Source organism: Spirosoma validum (genome assembly GCF_014699035.1).
Taxonomy (GTDB): Bacteria; Bacteroidota; Bacteroidia; order Cytophagales; family Spirosomataceae; genus Spirosoma; species Spirosoma validum.
The window spans coordinates 108,108-123,173 of sequence record NZ_JACXAA010000015.1 but is presented as its reverse complement, the minus strand read 5'-3'; the positions used below and the strand labels follow the sequence as shown (position 1 = coordinate 123,173).

The 15,066-nt window shown below is 49.9% G+C and carries 12 protein-coding genes; 6 read left to right on the top strand and 6 right to left on the bottom strand.

All coding sequences use genetic code 11. The features are described 5' to 3' along the window. Positions 1 to 6: 6 nt before the first annotated feature. Both IC230_RS28965 and IC230_RS28960 read left to right on the top strand, forming a co-directional pair. Entirely contained in the window at positions 7 to 1,479 is a 1,473-nt protein-coding gene (locus IC230_RS28965) for a DUF1501 domain-containing protein (RefSeq protein WP_191042565.1), read from the top strand. 68 nt (positions 1,480 to 1,547) lie between these two features. Further along, complete coding sequence (locus IC230_RS28960) at positions 1,548 to 2,660, top strand: mechanosensitive ion channel family protein (RefSeq protein ID WP_191042564.1); 1,113 nt, start codon at positions 1,548 to 1,550, stop codon at positions 2,658 to 2,660. Between the two features lie 15 nt (positions 2,661 to 2,675). Here IC230_RS28960 and glpK read toward each other — a convergent pair whose 3' ends face one another. Next, complete coding sequence (glpK, locus tag IC230_RS28955) at positions 2,676 to 4,175, bottom strand: glycerol kinase GlpK (protein WP_191042563.1); 1,500 nt, start codon at positions 4,173 to 4,175, stop codon at positions 2,676 to 2,678. Between the two features lie 24 nt (positions 4,176 to 4,199). Next, the gene (locus tag IC230_RS28950) at positions 4,200 to 4,925 is read right to left on the bottom strand and encodes an MIP/aquaporin family protein (RefSeq protein WP_191042562.1); all 726 of its coding nucleotides are present in this window, start codon (positions 4,923 to 4,925) and stop codon (positions 4,200 to 4,202) included. Positions 4,926 to 5,130: 205 nt separating this feature from the next. Between IC230_RS28950 and IC230_RS28945 the strand changes: the two genes are divergently transcribed. Continuing rightward, positions 5,131 to 6,102, top strand: a complete 972-nt coding sequence (locus IC230_RS28945; protein ID WP_191042561.1) for a zinc-dependent alcohol dehydrogenase family protein — start codon at positions 5,131 to 5,133, stop codon at positions 6,100 to 6,102. An 81-nt stretch (positions 6,103 to 6,183) separates the two neighbouring features. Here the strand turns inward: IC230_RS28945 and IC230_RS28940 are convergent, their stop codons facing one another. Both IC230_RS28940 and IC230_RS28935 read right to left on the bottom strand, forming a co-directional pair. Continuing rightward, entirely contained in the window at positions 6,184 to 7,071 is an 888-nt protein-coding gene (locus IC230_RS28940; protein WP_223860914.1) for a glycoside hydrolase family 16 protein, read from the bottom strand. A 107-nt stretch (positions 7,072 to 7,178) separates the two neighbouring features. Further along, complete coding sequence (locus IC230_RS28935) at positions 7,179 to 8,558, bottom strand: Gfo/Idh/MocA family protein (RefSeq protein ID WP_191042560.1); 1,380 nt, start codon at positions 8,556 to 8,558, stop codon at positions 7,179 to 7,181. A gap of 246 nt (positions 8,559 to 8,804) precedes the next feature. On the opposite strand from IC230_RS28935, the gene solA reads away from it, so the two are divergent. The 3 genes from solA to IC230_RS28920 all read left to right on the top strand — a co-directional run bounded on the left by solA (position 8,805) and on the right by IC230_RS28920 (position 12,655). Then, positions 8,805 to 9,953 carry an N-methyl-L-tryptophan oxidase gene (gene solA / locus IC230_RS28930; RefSeq protein ID WP_191042559.1) on the top strand — a complete coding sequence of 383 codons (1,149 nt, stop codon included), beginning with the start codon at positions 8,805 to 8,807 and terminating at the stop codon, positions 9,951 to 9,953. Between the two features lie 74 nt (positions 9,954 to 10,027). Continuing rightward, entirely contained in the window at positions 10,028 to 10,843 is an 816-nt protein-coding gene (locus tag IC230_RS28925) for a methyltransferase domain-containing protein (RefSeq protein ID WP_191042558.1), read from the top strand. Positions 10,844 to 10,873: 30 nt separating this feature from the next. After that, positions 10,874 to 12,655, top strand: coding sequence for a DUF885 domain-containing protein (locus IC230_RS28920; RefSeq protein ID WP_191042557.1), 1,782 nt, complete (start codon positions 10,874 to 10,876; stop codon positions 12,653 to 12,655). A gap of 90 nt (positions 12,656 to 12,745) precedes the next feature. Here IC230_RS28920 and IC230_RS28915 read toward each other — a convergent pair whose 3' ends face one another. Next, the gene (locus IC230_RS28915) at positions 12,746 to 13,804 is read right to left on the bottom strand and encodes a response regulator (RefSeq protein ID WP_191042556.1); all 1,059 of its coding nucleotides are present in this window, start codon (positions 13,802 to 13,804) and stop codon (positions 12,746 to 12,748) included. Next, positions 13,782 to 14,999, bottom strand: a complete 1,218-nt coding sequence (locus tag IC230_RS28910; protein ID WP_191042555.1) for a PAS domain-containing sensor histidine kinase — start codon at positions 14,997 to 14,999, stop codon at positions 13,782 to 13,784. The genes IC230_RS28915 and IC230_RS28910 overlap by 23 nt, the downstream gene beginning before the upstream one ends. Positions 15,000 to 15,066: the final 67 nt, after the last annotated feature.

Here is a 15,066-nt window from a genome sequence, read left to right as displayed (position 1 = left end):
CGAGTTATGGCTGATATTCAGGATCAAATACATGACCAGCTTAGCCGCCGGAATTTTCTGGGTCAGGCCAGTGCAGGTTTAGGTACCATAGCGCTGGCGTCGTTGCTAAATCCCACGAATTTGTTTGCGGGAACACCTGCGTCCAGCATGAATGCGCCGGGAGAAAACCCGCCGGTTGGTAAGCCACACTTTCCGCCGAAAGTAAAACGCATTATTTATCTGTTTCAGAGCGGGGCACCTTCGCAACTGGAACTATTCGATTATAAGCCGAAACTTGAGGCCATGTGGGGGCAGGATTTACCCGCGTCGGTACGTAACGGTCAGCGCTTAACGGGTATGAGCGCCGGTCAGAGCCATTTTCCGTTGGCTGCATCCAAATACAAATTCGCACAATACGGTCCCAGCCGGATGTGGATTAGTGAATTGTTGCCACACACGGCCAGTATCGCCAACGACCTGACGTTTGTTCGATCCCTGCATACGGAAGCCATCAACCACGACCCCGCCGTTACGTTCTTCCAGACAGGAAGCCAACAGGCGGGTCGTCCATCGTTTGGCTCCTGGATTAGTTACGGATTAGGGTCTGACAACCAGAATCTTCCGTCGTTTGTCGTGTTGTTATCCAAAGGTCGTGATGGTGATCAGCCCTTGTATGCCAAACTCTGGAGTAATGGCTTTCTGCCATCGGTCCATCAGGGCGTTGTGTTTCGGTCGGGGCCAGATCCGGTGTATTACCTGAACAATCCGCCGGGTGTTGACAAAACCAGCCGTCGGCGGATGCTCGATTATTTGGGTAAACTCCATCAGGAACAGTTCAAGCACGTACTGGACCCGGAAATCAATAACCGGATGGCCCAGTACGAAATGGCGTACCGCATGCAAACGTCCGTTCCGGAAACGCTGGATATTTCGAAAGAACCCGACTATATTTTCGATATGTACGGACCAGAGAGCCGTAAGCCTGGCACGTTTGCGGCCAACTGCTTGCTGGCGCGAAAACTGGTCGAAAAAGATGTGAAGTTTGTGCAACTCTATCACCAGGGCTGGGACCAGCACAGCAATCTGCCGAACGACATCAAGATTCAGGTAAAAAGTGTAGACCAGCCCTCGGCGGCCCTGATCCAGGATCTAAAACAGCGTGGTTTGCTCGATGATACGTTGGTAATCTGGGGTGGTGAGTTTGGGCGTGGAAGCTACTCACAAGGGAAGCTCGCCAAAGACAATTACGGTCGAGACCACCACCCGCGAGCGTTCACGGTCTGGATGGCAGGTGCAGGGGTTAAGAAAGGCGTAGTGTATGGGGAAACCGACGATTTTGGCTACAACGTAGTGAAAGAACCGGTTCACGTCCACGATTTTCAGGCGACAATCCTGCATCTGCTGGGCATTGACCACGAAAAACTAACTTTCAAAAGCCAGGGCCGGCGTTATCGACTGACTGATGTTCATGGTAAGGTTGTGAAGCCGCTGCTGGCTTAGGAGAGATTTAAGAGAGGACGGACGAGGCCTATAAGGTTTTACAACCGTATAGGTCTTATTTTTGCGCCATGCAGCAACAACTAGATACGTGGATACGGGCAGCCATTCGCTGGTTTGGCTATGAACCCAACCGTGATTTATCGGGCTGGATATTGCTTATAATTGCTTTCGTGCTGGGTCTGGCAATTGATTTCGTCATTACACAAATCATTCGATTTATTGCGCGTCGCCGACCCTTCCAGACCATAACCCTGCTTCAAACCTATGTTCGTTGGGCATTTTGGGTGTTCGTACCGTCATCATTATTTCTACTGGCAACGAATATTCAGTCGGCACGATTTCTGCGTAGGCATCCTGTTGCCGAAAAATCAGCTGAAATTCTGTTTTTGATTACCTCTACCTGGTTAATTATCCAGTTATTGAAGGTTGCCGAGCTGCGACTGATTCAGCAATATGATACCACGAAAGATGCCAATCTGTCGCAACGGAAATTTGTGACGCAGGTACGGTTCTTTCGCCGGACGATAGCGATTATGGTTATCGTTCTTGGGGCCTCGTTGCTGCTCATCTCGTTTCAGGGAAGTCGAAAAGTAGGGCTGAGTGTACTGACCTCGGCTGGGGTCGTTTCCGTCGTGATTGGCTTCGCAGCTCAGAAAACGCTGGCTAATTTACTGGCGGGTATTCAGATTGCCTTCAATCAGCAAATTCGACTGGACGACGCCGTAGTTGTTGAGAAAGAGTGGGGGCGTATCGAAGAAATTAATCTGACTAGTGTTATTGTCCGTCTGTGGGATCGGCGTCGACTGATTTTGCCGATTACCTATTTCGTTGAGACACCGTTCGAAAACTGGACTCGCTCTGATGCTTCGATCATCGGCTCTGTCTTTTTATACCTGGACTATAACATTCCCGTTGACAAAATCCGGGCAAAAGCACGGGAGTTTGCCGAAAACGATCCGCTCTGGACGGGTGAAAGTTTTGCTGTACAGGTAACCGACACAACGCCCACCTGCATTCAGGTGCGTGTACTGGTCTCCGCCCCCGATGCCCCTTCTGCGTTTGACTTACGCTGCCATATGCGCGAAAACCTCATTGCCTTTATCCGCGATGAGTACCCACAAAGTCTGCCACAAACACGGTTAATGTTAGCTGAAGAACTGAAACCGAAGCAGGAAATATAACGTCTTCCCAGCTATCTACTCTTCCCAGCCGAAAGACCGTTCAATCGCTTTTTGCCACCCGCGCATAAGTCGTTTCCGTTGCGTATCGTCCATGTCGGGTTCGTAGGTTCTGGCAATGCCCCAATTCTGATGCAGGTCGTCCAGATTCTTCCAGTAGCCGACGGCTAAACCGGCGGCATAGGCGGCACCAAGAGCGGTCGTTTCGGTCATGCGTGGGCATACGACAGGACTGTTCAGCATGTCCGCCTGAAACTGCATCAGCAACGAATTGACTACCATTCCCCCATCGACACGTAGCGATTTGAGCGATACGCCCGCATCCTTTTCCATAGCCCGCACTACGTCGACTGTTTGATAAGCGGTTGCTTCCAGAACTGCCCGCGCCAGATGGCCTTTGGTCACGAAACGAGTCAGACCCGCAATAACGCCCCGCGCATCGGCTTTCCAGTGAGGGGCATACAGGCCCGAAAAAGCAGGCACAAAGTAAGTGCCACCATTATCTTCGACCGAGCGGGCGAGGGTTTCGATGTCTGTACTCTTTTTGATAATCCCCAGATTGTCGCGCAACCACTGTACCAAAGCACCCGTAATCGCTACGCTGCCTTCGAGTGCGTAATGAACCGGTTGATTCTGAAATTGATACGCTACGGTCGTCAATAAGCCGTACGTCGAATTTCGTAGCTCTGTGCCGGTATTCATGAGCAGAAAACAACCCGTGCCGTATGTATTTTTGGCTTGCCCCGGTTCATAACAGGTTTGCCCGACCAGAGCGGCCTGCTGATCGCCCAGGATACCCGCTATTGGAACGCCGGGTAAAACTTCTGACGAAACGGTACCGTATACTTCACTGCTTGGCCGAATCTCAGGGAGCATGGCCCGAGGAACGGTGAAATCAGTAAGCAACTGATCATCCCAGCTCAGCGTGTGAAGATTCATCAGTTGAGTTCGACTCGCGTTCGTTACGTCCGTGAGGTGTAGACCACCCGCCGTGCCTCCGGTTAGGTTCCAGACCACAAACGTATCCATGTTTCCGAAAAGCGCGTCACCTCGTTCGGCGTCTTCGCGAAGTCCCGCTACGTTGTCCAGCAGCCATTTCAGTTTCAGGCCACTGAAATACGTAGCTAGTGGCAGACCGGTTTGGGGACGGAAACGATCCTGACCTTTCTCTTTTGAGAATTCAGTGACCAGATCGGCTGTACGCATATCTTGCCAGACGATGGCGTTGTAATACGGTTTACCCGTCCGTCGATTCCAGACAACGGTAGTTTCCCGTTGGTTTGTAATGCCAACGGCCACAATATCCTGAACCAGCAGCTTACTTTTTATCCGGGCCAGGGCAATGACTTCGAGCGTATTCCGCCAGATTTCCTCTGGATCATGTTCAACCCAGCCTGGCTGTGGGTAAATCTGTTTATGCTCTTTCTGAGCCAGTGAAACAATCTGACCCTGCCGATCGAAGACAATGCAACGTGTGCTGGTGGTTCCCTGGTCAATGGCGGCTACGTACTGAGGCATAGAGTTTTTTGGAGAGAATAAGAATTATAACGCATACCACCGAATCAGGAATCCGCCAATGGCGGCTCCGACTAATGGGGCTACGATTGGGATCCAGGCATAACTCCAATCGGAAGAACCTTTGTTGGGAATCGGTAACAGAGCATGGGCCAGACGTGGGCTGAAATCACGGGCGGGACTCATGGCATAACCCGTAGTACCACCAAGCGAAAGCCCAATGCTCCAGACCAGAATACCAACCAGGTAAGGCCCAACGCCGATGGCCAACTCGCCCAGATTTTTAGAAGAAATACCCGCCAGCCCCAGAATGAGTACCAGCGTTGCCAGGGCTTCACTGAGGAAGTTAGCCCCCTTGCTGCGAATAGCCGGACCCGTGGAGAAACAGGCTAGTTTATCGAACGGGTCGGGGGTGGCTGCCCAATGGGGGAGGTAGTGTAGCCAAACTAACGTAGCACCCAGAAAAGCGCCGATCATTTGAGCGGTGATATAAGGGGCAATATGGCTGAAATCGTTTGTAGCAACGGCGAACGCGACCGTAACAGCCGGATTCAAGTGGGCATCGAGACTGCCGAAAGCTTTAGATACGAAAACCCCCATGGTCACGGCAAACGCCCATCCGGCCGTAATGACGATCCAGCCCGATGATTCTCCCTTGGTTTGCTTAAGAACTACATTCGCAACAACGCCATTACCTAACAGAATAAGCACCATCGTGCCAATTAATTCACCAAGAAAGGGAGAAGTATGCATGAAAAATAAAAAGTGGTTAGTCGATTGTTGTTCGTCAATAAGTAAGTATCGCAACGGATTTACCTATCGACTGGTAACAAACGGCTAACCACTGCTTCATGGTTTAGGAATAATTTGTGCAAATTAAATCATATTTTTAATCCTATTCTAAACTATAGCAAAGAATTCACTGTTTCGTTACCCCATTCTTTTGCCTATTAGCCTGATGAAAACGATTCTTTTTGAACAGACTGGCAAGCCTGCTGACATCCTTCGCCTGACTGACGCGCCCCTACCTGAACCTGGACCGAATGAGGTTCGTATCAAGGTTATTGCCAGCCCAATTAATCCATCGGATCTGATGTTCGTTCAGAATCTGTACGGGATTCGCCCGACTCTGCCATCAGGCGCGGGTTTTGAAGGTGTTGGTATTGTCGATGCCTTAGGTGAAGGGGTTCAGATGCAGACTGGGACGCGGGCGAGTTTTACGGCCGTTGGTACGTGGTCGGAGTACGCGATTGCACACCAGCGAAGCCTCATCCCAATCCCCGATTCGATACCGGACGACGTAGCGGCTCAATTATTTGTCAATCCGTTTACGGCGTATGCGATGGTGCAGGATTCGGGCGTACCCGAAGGGGGCTGGCTAATGCTTACGGCAGCCGGGTCGGCGTTCGGTAAGCTGGTGATTCAGTTTTGCCAGATGCGTGGAATCAGAACCATCGGCACTGTCCGACGGAATGATCTCAACGACGAATTAAAAGCATTGGGTCTAACGGAAGTCATTAACGTAGAAACGGAAAACCTGCCTGCTCGTGTCAAACAGATTACGGACGGGGCGGGCGTTACCTGCGTACTTGATGCCGTTGGCGGACAAACGGCCTCTGACGCGCTCAAATGCCTGGGTCGGGGTGGCACCATGATCATTTACGGCGTTCTGAGTTTGGATGACCCTAGCGTTAACGCAGGACTGATGATCTTTCGGGAATTGACCATCAAAGGATTCTGGCTAACGGACTGGATGCGTCGGGTGGATAGCCAGATCCGGCAGGACGTAGCGAAAAATGTAGTTAACCTGTTGGCCTCAGGGAAAATTCAGTTGCCAATTGACGCTTCGTATCCACTCGACCAAATCGCCGAAGCCGTCGAACATGCTGACCGGCCCGGACGCTGGGGGAAAATTCTGCTAAAGCCTTAAGAGACAATGTGGTGTGATGTGGTGATGTGGTGTCAGGTTCAGAACCTGACACCACATCACCACATCACACCACATTGTCTCTTAAGGCTTCTGATAAACCCGTACATAGTCAACTTCAAATCGATTCGGGAACGTAGTGGCTGATGGATCTCCACCGTTATCGCCCCCAATTGCCAGATTGAGCAGCAGGTAATGCGGTTGAGTGAATGGGTTACGACCTGTTCCATCCTGATTGACTGTCTCCGCGAGCAAGACCTCATTGAGCAATTGATCGTCAACGTAAAGTCGGATAGCTTTTTCATCCCAATCCATACGCCAGACATGAAATTTCTTTGCCCAGTCAGAGTCTGTAAAGGAGGTGATTAGCTTTTTTGTGCTACGCCATTTTGCTGTGTACCGTTTATCCGTTGCCCAGGCGACATTGGCCAGAAGCATATTTCGGTAGTATTCCATAATATCGATTTCGCCGTTCGACGGCCACTCTCCCGAAACGCCCAGCGTCCAGAAGGCAGGCCATAAGCCGGGGCTAATGTCGATACGCCCTCTCATGTCAAACCGCCCGTACTGCCAACTGTGCAGACCATTTGTGTGGAGGCTGGATGCCGTATAGTCGATAGATGGACGGCTTGTTTTCCAATCGGAACTATTGGCCTGATACCTTGGATTAGGTCGATGCTCACGACGACCTTCGATGATGAGCAGGCCCTTTTCGCAACGGGCATTGTCGGGCTGATACCACTGGTGTTCGTGGTTACGGACAAATCCCTGTTCAAACTTCCAGTTTTTGGGATCGGGTGCTCCGTCCGTGTTGAATTCATCCGCCCAGACCAGTTTCCAGGTTGTATCGACTTTGGGGCGACGAGATGTTGTGTTAATCAGTTTTCTTCCATCTTCAGCAGGCACCAGCAGGTATAAAAGTGGCAGAAAAATCAGTACGTTCATGAATAGGGCTGAGAAAGGAATGGACATGTAATATAGTGTTTGACCCCGCTGGGGTCAGATGTTTATAGAGACAATTATCTACTATAAATATCTGATCCCAGCGGGGTCAAACGTGGCAAATCTGATTCGCCATTCTACACTTTATTCGGATCGGGGTGCTTGTAGGGATCGCGGTAAGCACGCGCCAGAAGTTTATTCGTTTCCCGATCGCCCACGATTTCCCGTTTCTGAGGATCGTACACAATCGGTCGCCCCGTTTTCATGGATAAATTGGCCAGAATGCAACTCGCTGTAGAAATATGTCCTTCTTCAATGTCGGCAACCGGACGGCTTCCTTTGTCGATGGCATCCAGGAAATTAAGCATGTGCAGACGAGTGGCCGGGGCGGCATTCAACTCAATTTTCGGATTGGTCGGTTCGGTAAGATCTTCAGGGTACTTTTCTTTCTCGTACACTACGTCTTTGTGGATCTTCTGCCCATCTTTTCCTTCCGGAACAAAATCGTAGGCCATCGTGCTGCCCCACAACGTACCCTTATCGCCATACAACGTAAAGGACCATGGATAATCCGGGTTGTTAGGCGTACCCCAGGTGCGGTGTTGCCAGACGCAGTTTAGCCCATCGTATTCAAAAACAGCCGATTGTGTGTCGGATATATTGGACTTGCCATCCTTCTGAACATAAATACCGCCTTCCGAACTGATTCGTTTTGGCCAGCCTAGTTTCAACATCCAGCGTACCGTATCGAACATATGGACGCACATATCGCCCGTGATTCCGTTGCCATATTCCATGAACGTACGCCACCAGCGCACGTGTGGAAGCCCATCGTAAGGACGTAACGGCGCTGGTCCGGTCCACATGTTATAATCTAGAAAATCAGGAATGGCCTGTACGGGTGGGTTGCCATTGTTGCGCATGTGGAAGTAGCAGCACATTTCTACGTGCGATACTTTGCCAAGCAGACCCGCATCGACGATGTTTTTCTTGGCATCAATCAGGTGCGGAGTACTTTTGCGCTGGGTTCCGACCTGAACCACTTTATTGTATTTCCGGGCAGCCGCTACCATTGCTTCGCCTTCCATGACGTCGACACTGATGGGTTTCTGGACGTACACGTGGGACCCTGCCTTCACGGCATCGATCATCTGAAGCGCGTGCCAGTGGTCGGGTGTACCGATCAGTACGATATCCATCTTATTCTCTGCAAGCATTTTTTGATAATCGCCATACAGCTTAGGCGTCTTCCCCGATTTCTGCCGTTGACTGACGAGCTTGGCCGCATCAGCCAGCATGTTCTTGTCAACGTCACATAAGGCTACTACCTCGACGGGAGCCACCTGAATCAGTCGAAACAAATCGCTCTTACCATACCAGCCCGTACCGATTAGCCCTACGCGGAGCGTTTCAGGCGGGTTAATAAGGTCTAAACCTCGTTCTCCGAAGGTGGAGAAAGCGAGAGCGGCTGAAGAGCTCTGCAGAAAACGGCGACGGTTAATGTTGAACGTATGCATGCAAGTTTAGGGTTCGGATGGCTGGTTCCGGATTAGAGTTGAAAGGAGCGCCCGTTGAGGTTTTTCCTGACGAATGTCTTCCAAGAAAGACCGTTTCATTTCGTAAATACTCCTATTGCTTCGTTAAAATGTTCAGTTGAAATAACAAGGCGAGGGTTATCGATTTACCGTAAATCGATAACCCTCGCCTTGTTCTATATTTGTAGAGACCAGTTGAGATGGTAATCAGCAACCAAAATATCCCGCATGATTTTTGACGCTATTGTAGTTGGATTGGGTGCCGTAGGGAGTGCTACACTGTATCAGCTTTCAAATCAGACGTCCAACGTTTTGGGTATTGATCAGTTTGATCCTCCGCATACATTGGGGTCAACGCATAGTGATAGCCGTATTACCCGGCAGGCCATTGGTGAAGGAGCGTATTTTGTGCCGCTGGCACTACGTTCCTACGAAATCTGGCAGGAGCTCGAACAACGTAGTGGTGAGCAGTTATTTACCGTTACGGGAGGCCTTTTTGTTGGCAAAGAACACTCGACGATGCAGACGCACAACAAGCCAGGCTGGCTAACAACCACTATTCAGGCAGCGGAACAGTTTGGCATCGCGCATCAACTTCTCGACGTAGCGACCCTTCGGCAGCGATTTCCGCAGTTCCGGTTTCTGGATAGCGACGTTGGGTATTTTGAAGAAATGGCCGGATTTCTTCAGCCGGAGAAATGCGTTTCAGTACAATTGGCGCAGGCCCGGCAAAACGGCGCAGCACTACGTATCAACGAGCGAATGCTATCGTTCGAAACTGTTGGCGAATACATTCGGGTGCAAACGGATCAGGCTATGTATCGAACCCGAAAACTGATTTTAACGACGGGTTCCTGGCTTACGGAATCGCTGCGTAATACGCCGTATCGTGATTTGCTCAAGGTGTACCGGCAGGTTCAGTACTGGTTCGATATTCAGGACGATTACGAACCATACACACCCGGTCATATGCCGGTGTATATTCTGAGTGACCGGGATGTATATGGTTTCCCGGCTATCGGTGGAGCAGGAGGAGGTATCAAGATGGCGACGGAACAGTACGTGCATTCAACCACGCCAGATGACGTAACGCGCGAGGTTAGCCAAACCGAAATAAAGCAAATGTATGAGCAATACGTTGCTCCGAACTTTGTCGGTATTGGTCCTACATGCATTAAATCAGCCGTGTGTCTGTACACCATGACGCCCAATGGTGATTTTATTATTGACCAGCACCCGGTCTATTCCAACGTATTACTCGCTTCAGCCTGCTCAGGACATGGCTTCAAACATTCAGCTGCAGTCGGGCAAATTTTAGCAGAACTAGCGTTACATGGTCAGACGAATTTTGATATTCGCCCGTTTCAATTGCTGTAACCTGGACGGCCACGTCCGGGTGGAATAAACATTTCTTTATGCCCGGACGTGGCCGTCCAGGCTACCAGTAGCTTATGTCTGATCAAATAGCCAATGAACGGGCAAAAATGCCCACCGTCCATAATCCGGTTTTGGAACGGCGAACAGTCGAGAATGCGAATCGTAATTTGCTGAAATACCTGAAGCCTGGTATTCGTGTGCTCGATATGGGATGCGGCTCAGGTGCCATTACCCGTAGCATCGCCGAAAAAGTTGGTCCAACTGGCTACGTATTGGGTGTTGATCCTAATGAAAATCTGATTGAGCAAGCTCGGCAGAATGCAGGCAATCAACCGGGGCTTACTTTCGAGCAAGGAGACGTCTATACGTTTGATACATACGAACGATTCGACGTAGTAACCTGTGCCCGAACATTACAATGGCTGGCCCAGCCCAAAGAAGCGCTTGTCAACCTGAAGCGGTTGGTTAAACCGGGAGGCTATTTAGCAATTCTCGACTTCAATCACGAAAAGCTTACGTGGATGCCTGAAACACCGAACGCCATGCAATTATTTTACAACGCTTTTCTGAAATGGCGGCAGGAGGCTGGATTCAATAACGCCATTGCAGACCATCTGAAAGATCTGATGCTGGAGATTAGTTTTCAGAATGTATTGGTGGAGGCCCAGCATGAAGTGGCAAAGAAAAATGATCCTGACTTTGTGGTTGCCAGTCGCTTGTGGGCAGAAGTAGCCGAGTTGCGCGGACCTCAGTTGGTTAAAGCGGGTTGTATCACCGAAGAACAGCGGCTTCAGGCGATCTCGGAGTATGATGCCTGGATTGCTGGGGTAGGCGAGTCAATGACGGTGTATCTGCTGGCTGTAGAAGCACAACAGTCTATTAAATTGTAACTTACGCTCTCAAAACACATTCCTACACCCATGAAAAAAAGTATTTTGTTTATTCTAGCTATGGCTGCATTTCTTGGTTGCCAATCGAATAAGAGCGAACAGACAACGTCTACGGCCAACTCGGACTTCGCTACGGTAGTAGACGATTATTATGAACAGCGGTTGAAATTGTTTCCCCTTGAAGCTACCCAACAGGGGGATAACCGCTATAACGATCAACTGCCTAATGATATATCCCAGGCGTTTCTAAATGAGACAAAAACGTTTTATTCGAACACCCTGGATAAACTGAAAGGCTTTGATCGGGAGAAGTTATCTGATGAAGACAAGATCTCCTACGATATTCTGAAACGGGAAATGGAGCTTCAACTGGAGCAGTATCCTTTTCATCAGGAAGAGATGCCGTTTAATCAGTTCACCGGTAACACGCTGGGATTCGGTCAGTTGGGTAGTGGGGAAAGCGCGCAACCCTTTAAGACGGTAAAGGATTACGATGATTGGTTGAAGCGCGTTTCCGCTTTTGCCGTTTGGGGCGATACGGCTATTGGTACGTTTCGACAGGGAGTCGCAACCGGGCGAGTTTTGCCAAAGAGTTTAGTCGTAAAGATGATTCCGCAAATGACGGATCTGGTCGTCAGCGATCCGACCAAAAGCTTGTTTTATGGACCCATCAACAAACTGCCCGCTACATTCAGCGCAGCGGATAAAGAGCGTCTGACCACCGCCTACAAAAAAGCCATTACGGAACAGATTGTACCAACGTATCGGAAGTTAGGTACGTTTCTGAAAGATGAATACTTGCCCAAAGCCCGCACTACATCGGGAATTGACGCCATTCCGCAGGGGTCGGAATTATATACATATCTGGTCAGAACCTGGACCACGACCAATGATACGCCCGAGCAAATTCATCAGATTGGTTTGAAAGAAGTGGCCCGGATTCGGGGCGAGATGGAAAAAGTGAAAACGCAGGTTGGTTTTAAAGGGACCCTGAATGAATTTTTTACGCACCTCAAAACCGATAAAAAGTTTTACCCCTACAAAAAACCGAAGGACGTATTGGACGCCTTCAATAGTATTCTGGCTAAAATTGAGCCAAATCTGAAAAAATATTTCACTACTACGCCTAAGTCAAAATTTGAGGTGCGGCAGACCGAAAAATTCCGGGAAGCTTCGGCCAGTGCAGAATACAATCAGGCATCAGCCGATGGGAGCCGACCAGGGATTTTCTACGTACCAATCCCCGATGCTACCAAGTTCAATATTACGTCGGGCATGGAGTCGTTGTTTTTGCATGAAGCGATTCCCGGACACCACTATCAGATTTCGCTGCAACAGGAAAACACAAGTCTGCCTAAATTCCGGCGGTTTGCCTGGTACGGCGCGTATGGCGAAGGATGGGCCCTCTACTGCGAATCGCTTGGCAAAGAATTAGGTTTATACACCGATCCGTATCAGTATATGGGTGCCCTCGGCGACGAAATGCACCGGGCCATTCGGCTCGTGGTGGATACCGGCATTCATACCCAGCACATGACCCGCGAACAGGCTATCAAGTACATGATGGATAATGAGCCAATCGCAGAACAGGGCGCCGTAGCTGAAATCGAACGATACATGGCCATTCCCGGTCAGGCGTTGTCCTACAAAATTGGCGCATTAAAGATCCGTGAGCTACGTTCGAAATATGAACAGCAATTGGGCGACAAGTTCAGTCTGGCCGCTTTCCACGATGAATTTCTAAAAGACGGCTGCATGCCGCTGGACGTATTAGAGCGGAAAATGGACGCCTGGGCGGAAAAACAGAAGTAACTACATTTCACATAAATCTCTTTCGAACGGCTCTCTCTTTTTTACGAAAAAGCCATCCGAAAGAGATTTATACATTTATAACGAGGAAGTTTACCAATTCGCCCGACGTAGCTTATCCGGCTGTAATACGCGGATACCCGCTCCGGTAATTTCGATAAGATTATCGTGCTTGAATTCGCTCAAGGTTCGGATCAGTGATTCGGTAGCGGTACCAATAACAGCGGCTAAGTCATCGCGCGAAAGCTGGATCGGCGGAGCGGGTTCACCACTTGATAAGGGCTCTTGAAGGCGTAACAGCGCATCCGCTACGCGCCGACGTAGTGAACTGTAGGCCATACCCAGCAATTGGTTCTCTTTGTCACTGACACGCCCCGCCAGCAACCGAACAAACTGCCGGCCCACTTCGGGTTGAGACGTCAGCAGTTGTCGGAAATCCTCTTTCGGAATGTACACTAGTTCAGAATCATCGAGTGTCAGGGCTGAGTCGGTGTAGTTGGTTTCTTCAAGCAGCGCCAGGTCACCGAAGAATTCACCGGGGCCATAGAGACCGGTTACCAGTTCTTTGCCGTCGTTGTTGGTACGAGTGGTTTTGATACGTCCGCTTTTCAGAAAATACAGTCGTGTGGGTTCGTCGCCTTCAGTATAGATAAACTGCTTTTTAGGAACGTAGTGCGTCTTGCGATCAACCGATAAACTGTGCAAACCGCCAACTGAACGGGCATCGTCCAAGAATTGGGTAAGACCTTCTTGTTTGAGATTGTAATCTTCGGCCCAGAGCTTGCTGAAGCGATTGAGTCGGCCTTCAACGGCGCTGAGTAATTCGGTGTCGTCGAAGGGTTTGGTGAGGTAATCATCGGCACCGAGTTCCATGCCTTTTCGAAAATCAATCCGTTCGGATTTGGCAGTCAGGAAAATGAACGGAATACCGTTAAGCTCGGGATTTTTGTTGACGATATGCAGGACACCATAACCGTCCAGAACCGGCATCATAATATCGCAGATAATCAGGTCGGGCCGGTCGGCTAAAGCCAGTTCAACGCCGATTTTACCGTTTTCGGCAGTCGTTACGCTGTATCCGGCAAGTTCCAGAATTTCGGCCGTATTCTCCCGAATATCAGCGTTGTCTTCAATGAGCAGAATGGTCTTCATAAGGAAATGTAAGCGTTACGGTGGTGCCTTCGCCTAGCTGGCTGGTCAAGTCAATGGTGCCGCCCAACAGTTCGAGGTATTTGGCAACAATATGCAGGCCCAGACCCGTACCCGCGAAATTGGTCGCATTTTTTGCCCGAAAAAAACGTTCAAACAGGTGCTTCTGATCGTCCGTCGAAATACCAATTCCTTCGTCGCGAACGGTTAGTTGAAGATCCGCTTCATGGCAAATGGCCGTTACGTATATAGTCTGGTTCTCGCTGGAGTATTTGATGGCATTGGACAGCAGATTGACTAGTATTTTTCGCATCAATGACGGGTCAGTCATTACCGGCTTTGTACAATCGAACTGGGTCTGAATGGCTTGCCCGTCTTTTAGCATATCGTGCAAATCCAGTCCTACTTCGTCAATCAGACCTGGCAGGCTAATCCATGACCAGGTCGCTTCGATACGTCCTTCTTCGAGCCGTCCGACCGACAGAAATTCTTCCAGGATAGTATTGAGATGATTGACTGACGATTTGATCCGATGAATGTGTCGGAGCCGCTTTTCCTGCTGATCCGTGCTCGGGTATTTTTCAATCAACGAGGCTGACGTAAGAATGGCGCTCAAAGGCGTTCGGAACTCGTGCGAAGCCATCGATACAAAACGCGATTTGAGTTCACCCAGCTCACGCTCAGCGGCTAAAGCTTTGGCCAGCTCATCTTTCGACTGTTCGAGCTGGTGCAGCGTCGCCATGAGCGCATGGGTGCGGTCGATGACTTTCTGTTCCAGTTCAGCGTTGAGTTGCTCAATACGGCTATTCTGTTCGAGCAACGTTTGTTCGGCTTGTTTTTTTGCCGTAATGTCAATGACGTAGCCGACCGCCAGGAGTGCATTATTCCGGTAGAAATAACTCAGACTGATTTCGGCTGGAAATACCGAGCCATCCTTTCGTTTGGCGAACAGATCACGCCCATGCCCCATTGCTCGTACCGACGGATTTGCGTTGAAAGACGCGCGTAACTGTGCATGACGACCGGCTACGGAATCAGGGACAAGCGCGTCGATGGAAATGGTGTGCATTTCGGCCTCGCTGTAGCCAAACAGAGATCGGGCGTGTCGGTTCGAGGAGACAATACGCCCCTGTTCATCGGAGACGATAATACCAATGGTAGCGTGCGTAAAAACGGCCTCAAACGAATCGTCGAACATTGTCGTCAAACTTTCTGCAAAGTAAAGGACTGCAAGCCGAATGCGGTTGACAAAAATCAGCTTCCTG

Excerpts from the sequence above, each read along its gene's own strand:
- IC230_RS28965 (WP_191042565.1), top strand. The coding sequence starts at position 7 with ATGGCTGATATTCAGGATCAAATACATGACCAGCTTAGCCGCCGGAAT.
- IC230_RS28960 (WP_191042564.1), top strand. The coding sequence starts at position 1,548 with ATGCAGCAACAACTAGATACGTGGATACGGGCAGCCATTCGCTGGTTT.
- glpK (WP_191042563.1), bottom strand. The coding sequence starts at position 4,175 with ATGCCTCAGTACGTAGCCGCCATTGACCAGGGAACCACCAGCACACGT.
- IC230_RS28950 (WP_191042562.1), bottom strand. The coding sequence starts at position 4,925 with ATGCATACTTCTCCCTTTCTTGGTGAATTAATTGGCACGATGGTGCTT.
- IC230_RS28945 (WP_191042561.1), top strand. The coding sequence starts at position 5,131 with ATGAAAACGATTCTTTTTGAACAGACTGGCAAGCCTGCTGACATCCTT.
- IC230_RS28940 (WP_223860914.1), bottom strand. The coding sequence starts at position 7,071 with ATGTCCATTCCTTTCTCAGCCCTATTCATGAACGTACTGATTTTTCTG.
- IC230_RS28935 (WP_191042560.1), bottom strand. The coding sequence starts at position 8,558 with ATGCATACGTTCAACATTAACCGTCGCCGTTTTCTGCAGAGCTCTTCA.
- solA (WP_191042559.1), top strand. The coding sequence starts at position 8,805 with ATGATTTTTGACGCTATTGTAGTTGGATTGGGTGCCGTAGGGAGTGCT.
- IC230_RS28925 (WP_191042558.1), top strand. The coding sequence starts at position 10,028 with ATGTCTGATCAAATAGCCAATGAACGGGCAAAAATGCCCACCGTCCAT.
- IC230_RS28920 (WP_191042557.1), top strand. The coding sequence starts at position 10,874 with ATGAAAAAAAGTATTTTGTTTATTCTAGCTATGGCTGCATTTCTTGGT.
- IC230_RS28915 (WP_191042556.1), bottom strand. The coding sequence starts at position 13,804 with ATGAAGACCATTCTGCTCATTGAAGACAACGCTGATATTCGGGAGAAT.
- IC230_RS28910 (WP_191042555.1), bottom strand. The coding sequence starts at position 14,999 with ATGTTCGACGATTCGTTTGAGGCCGTTTTTACGCACGCTACCATTGGT.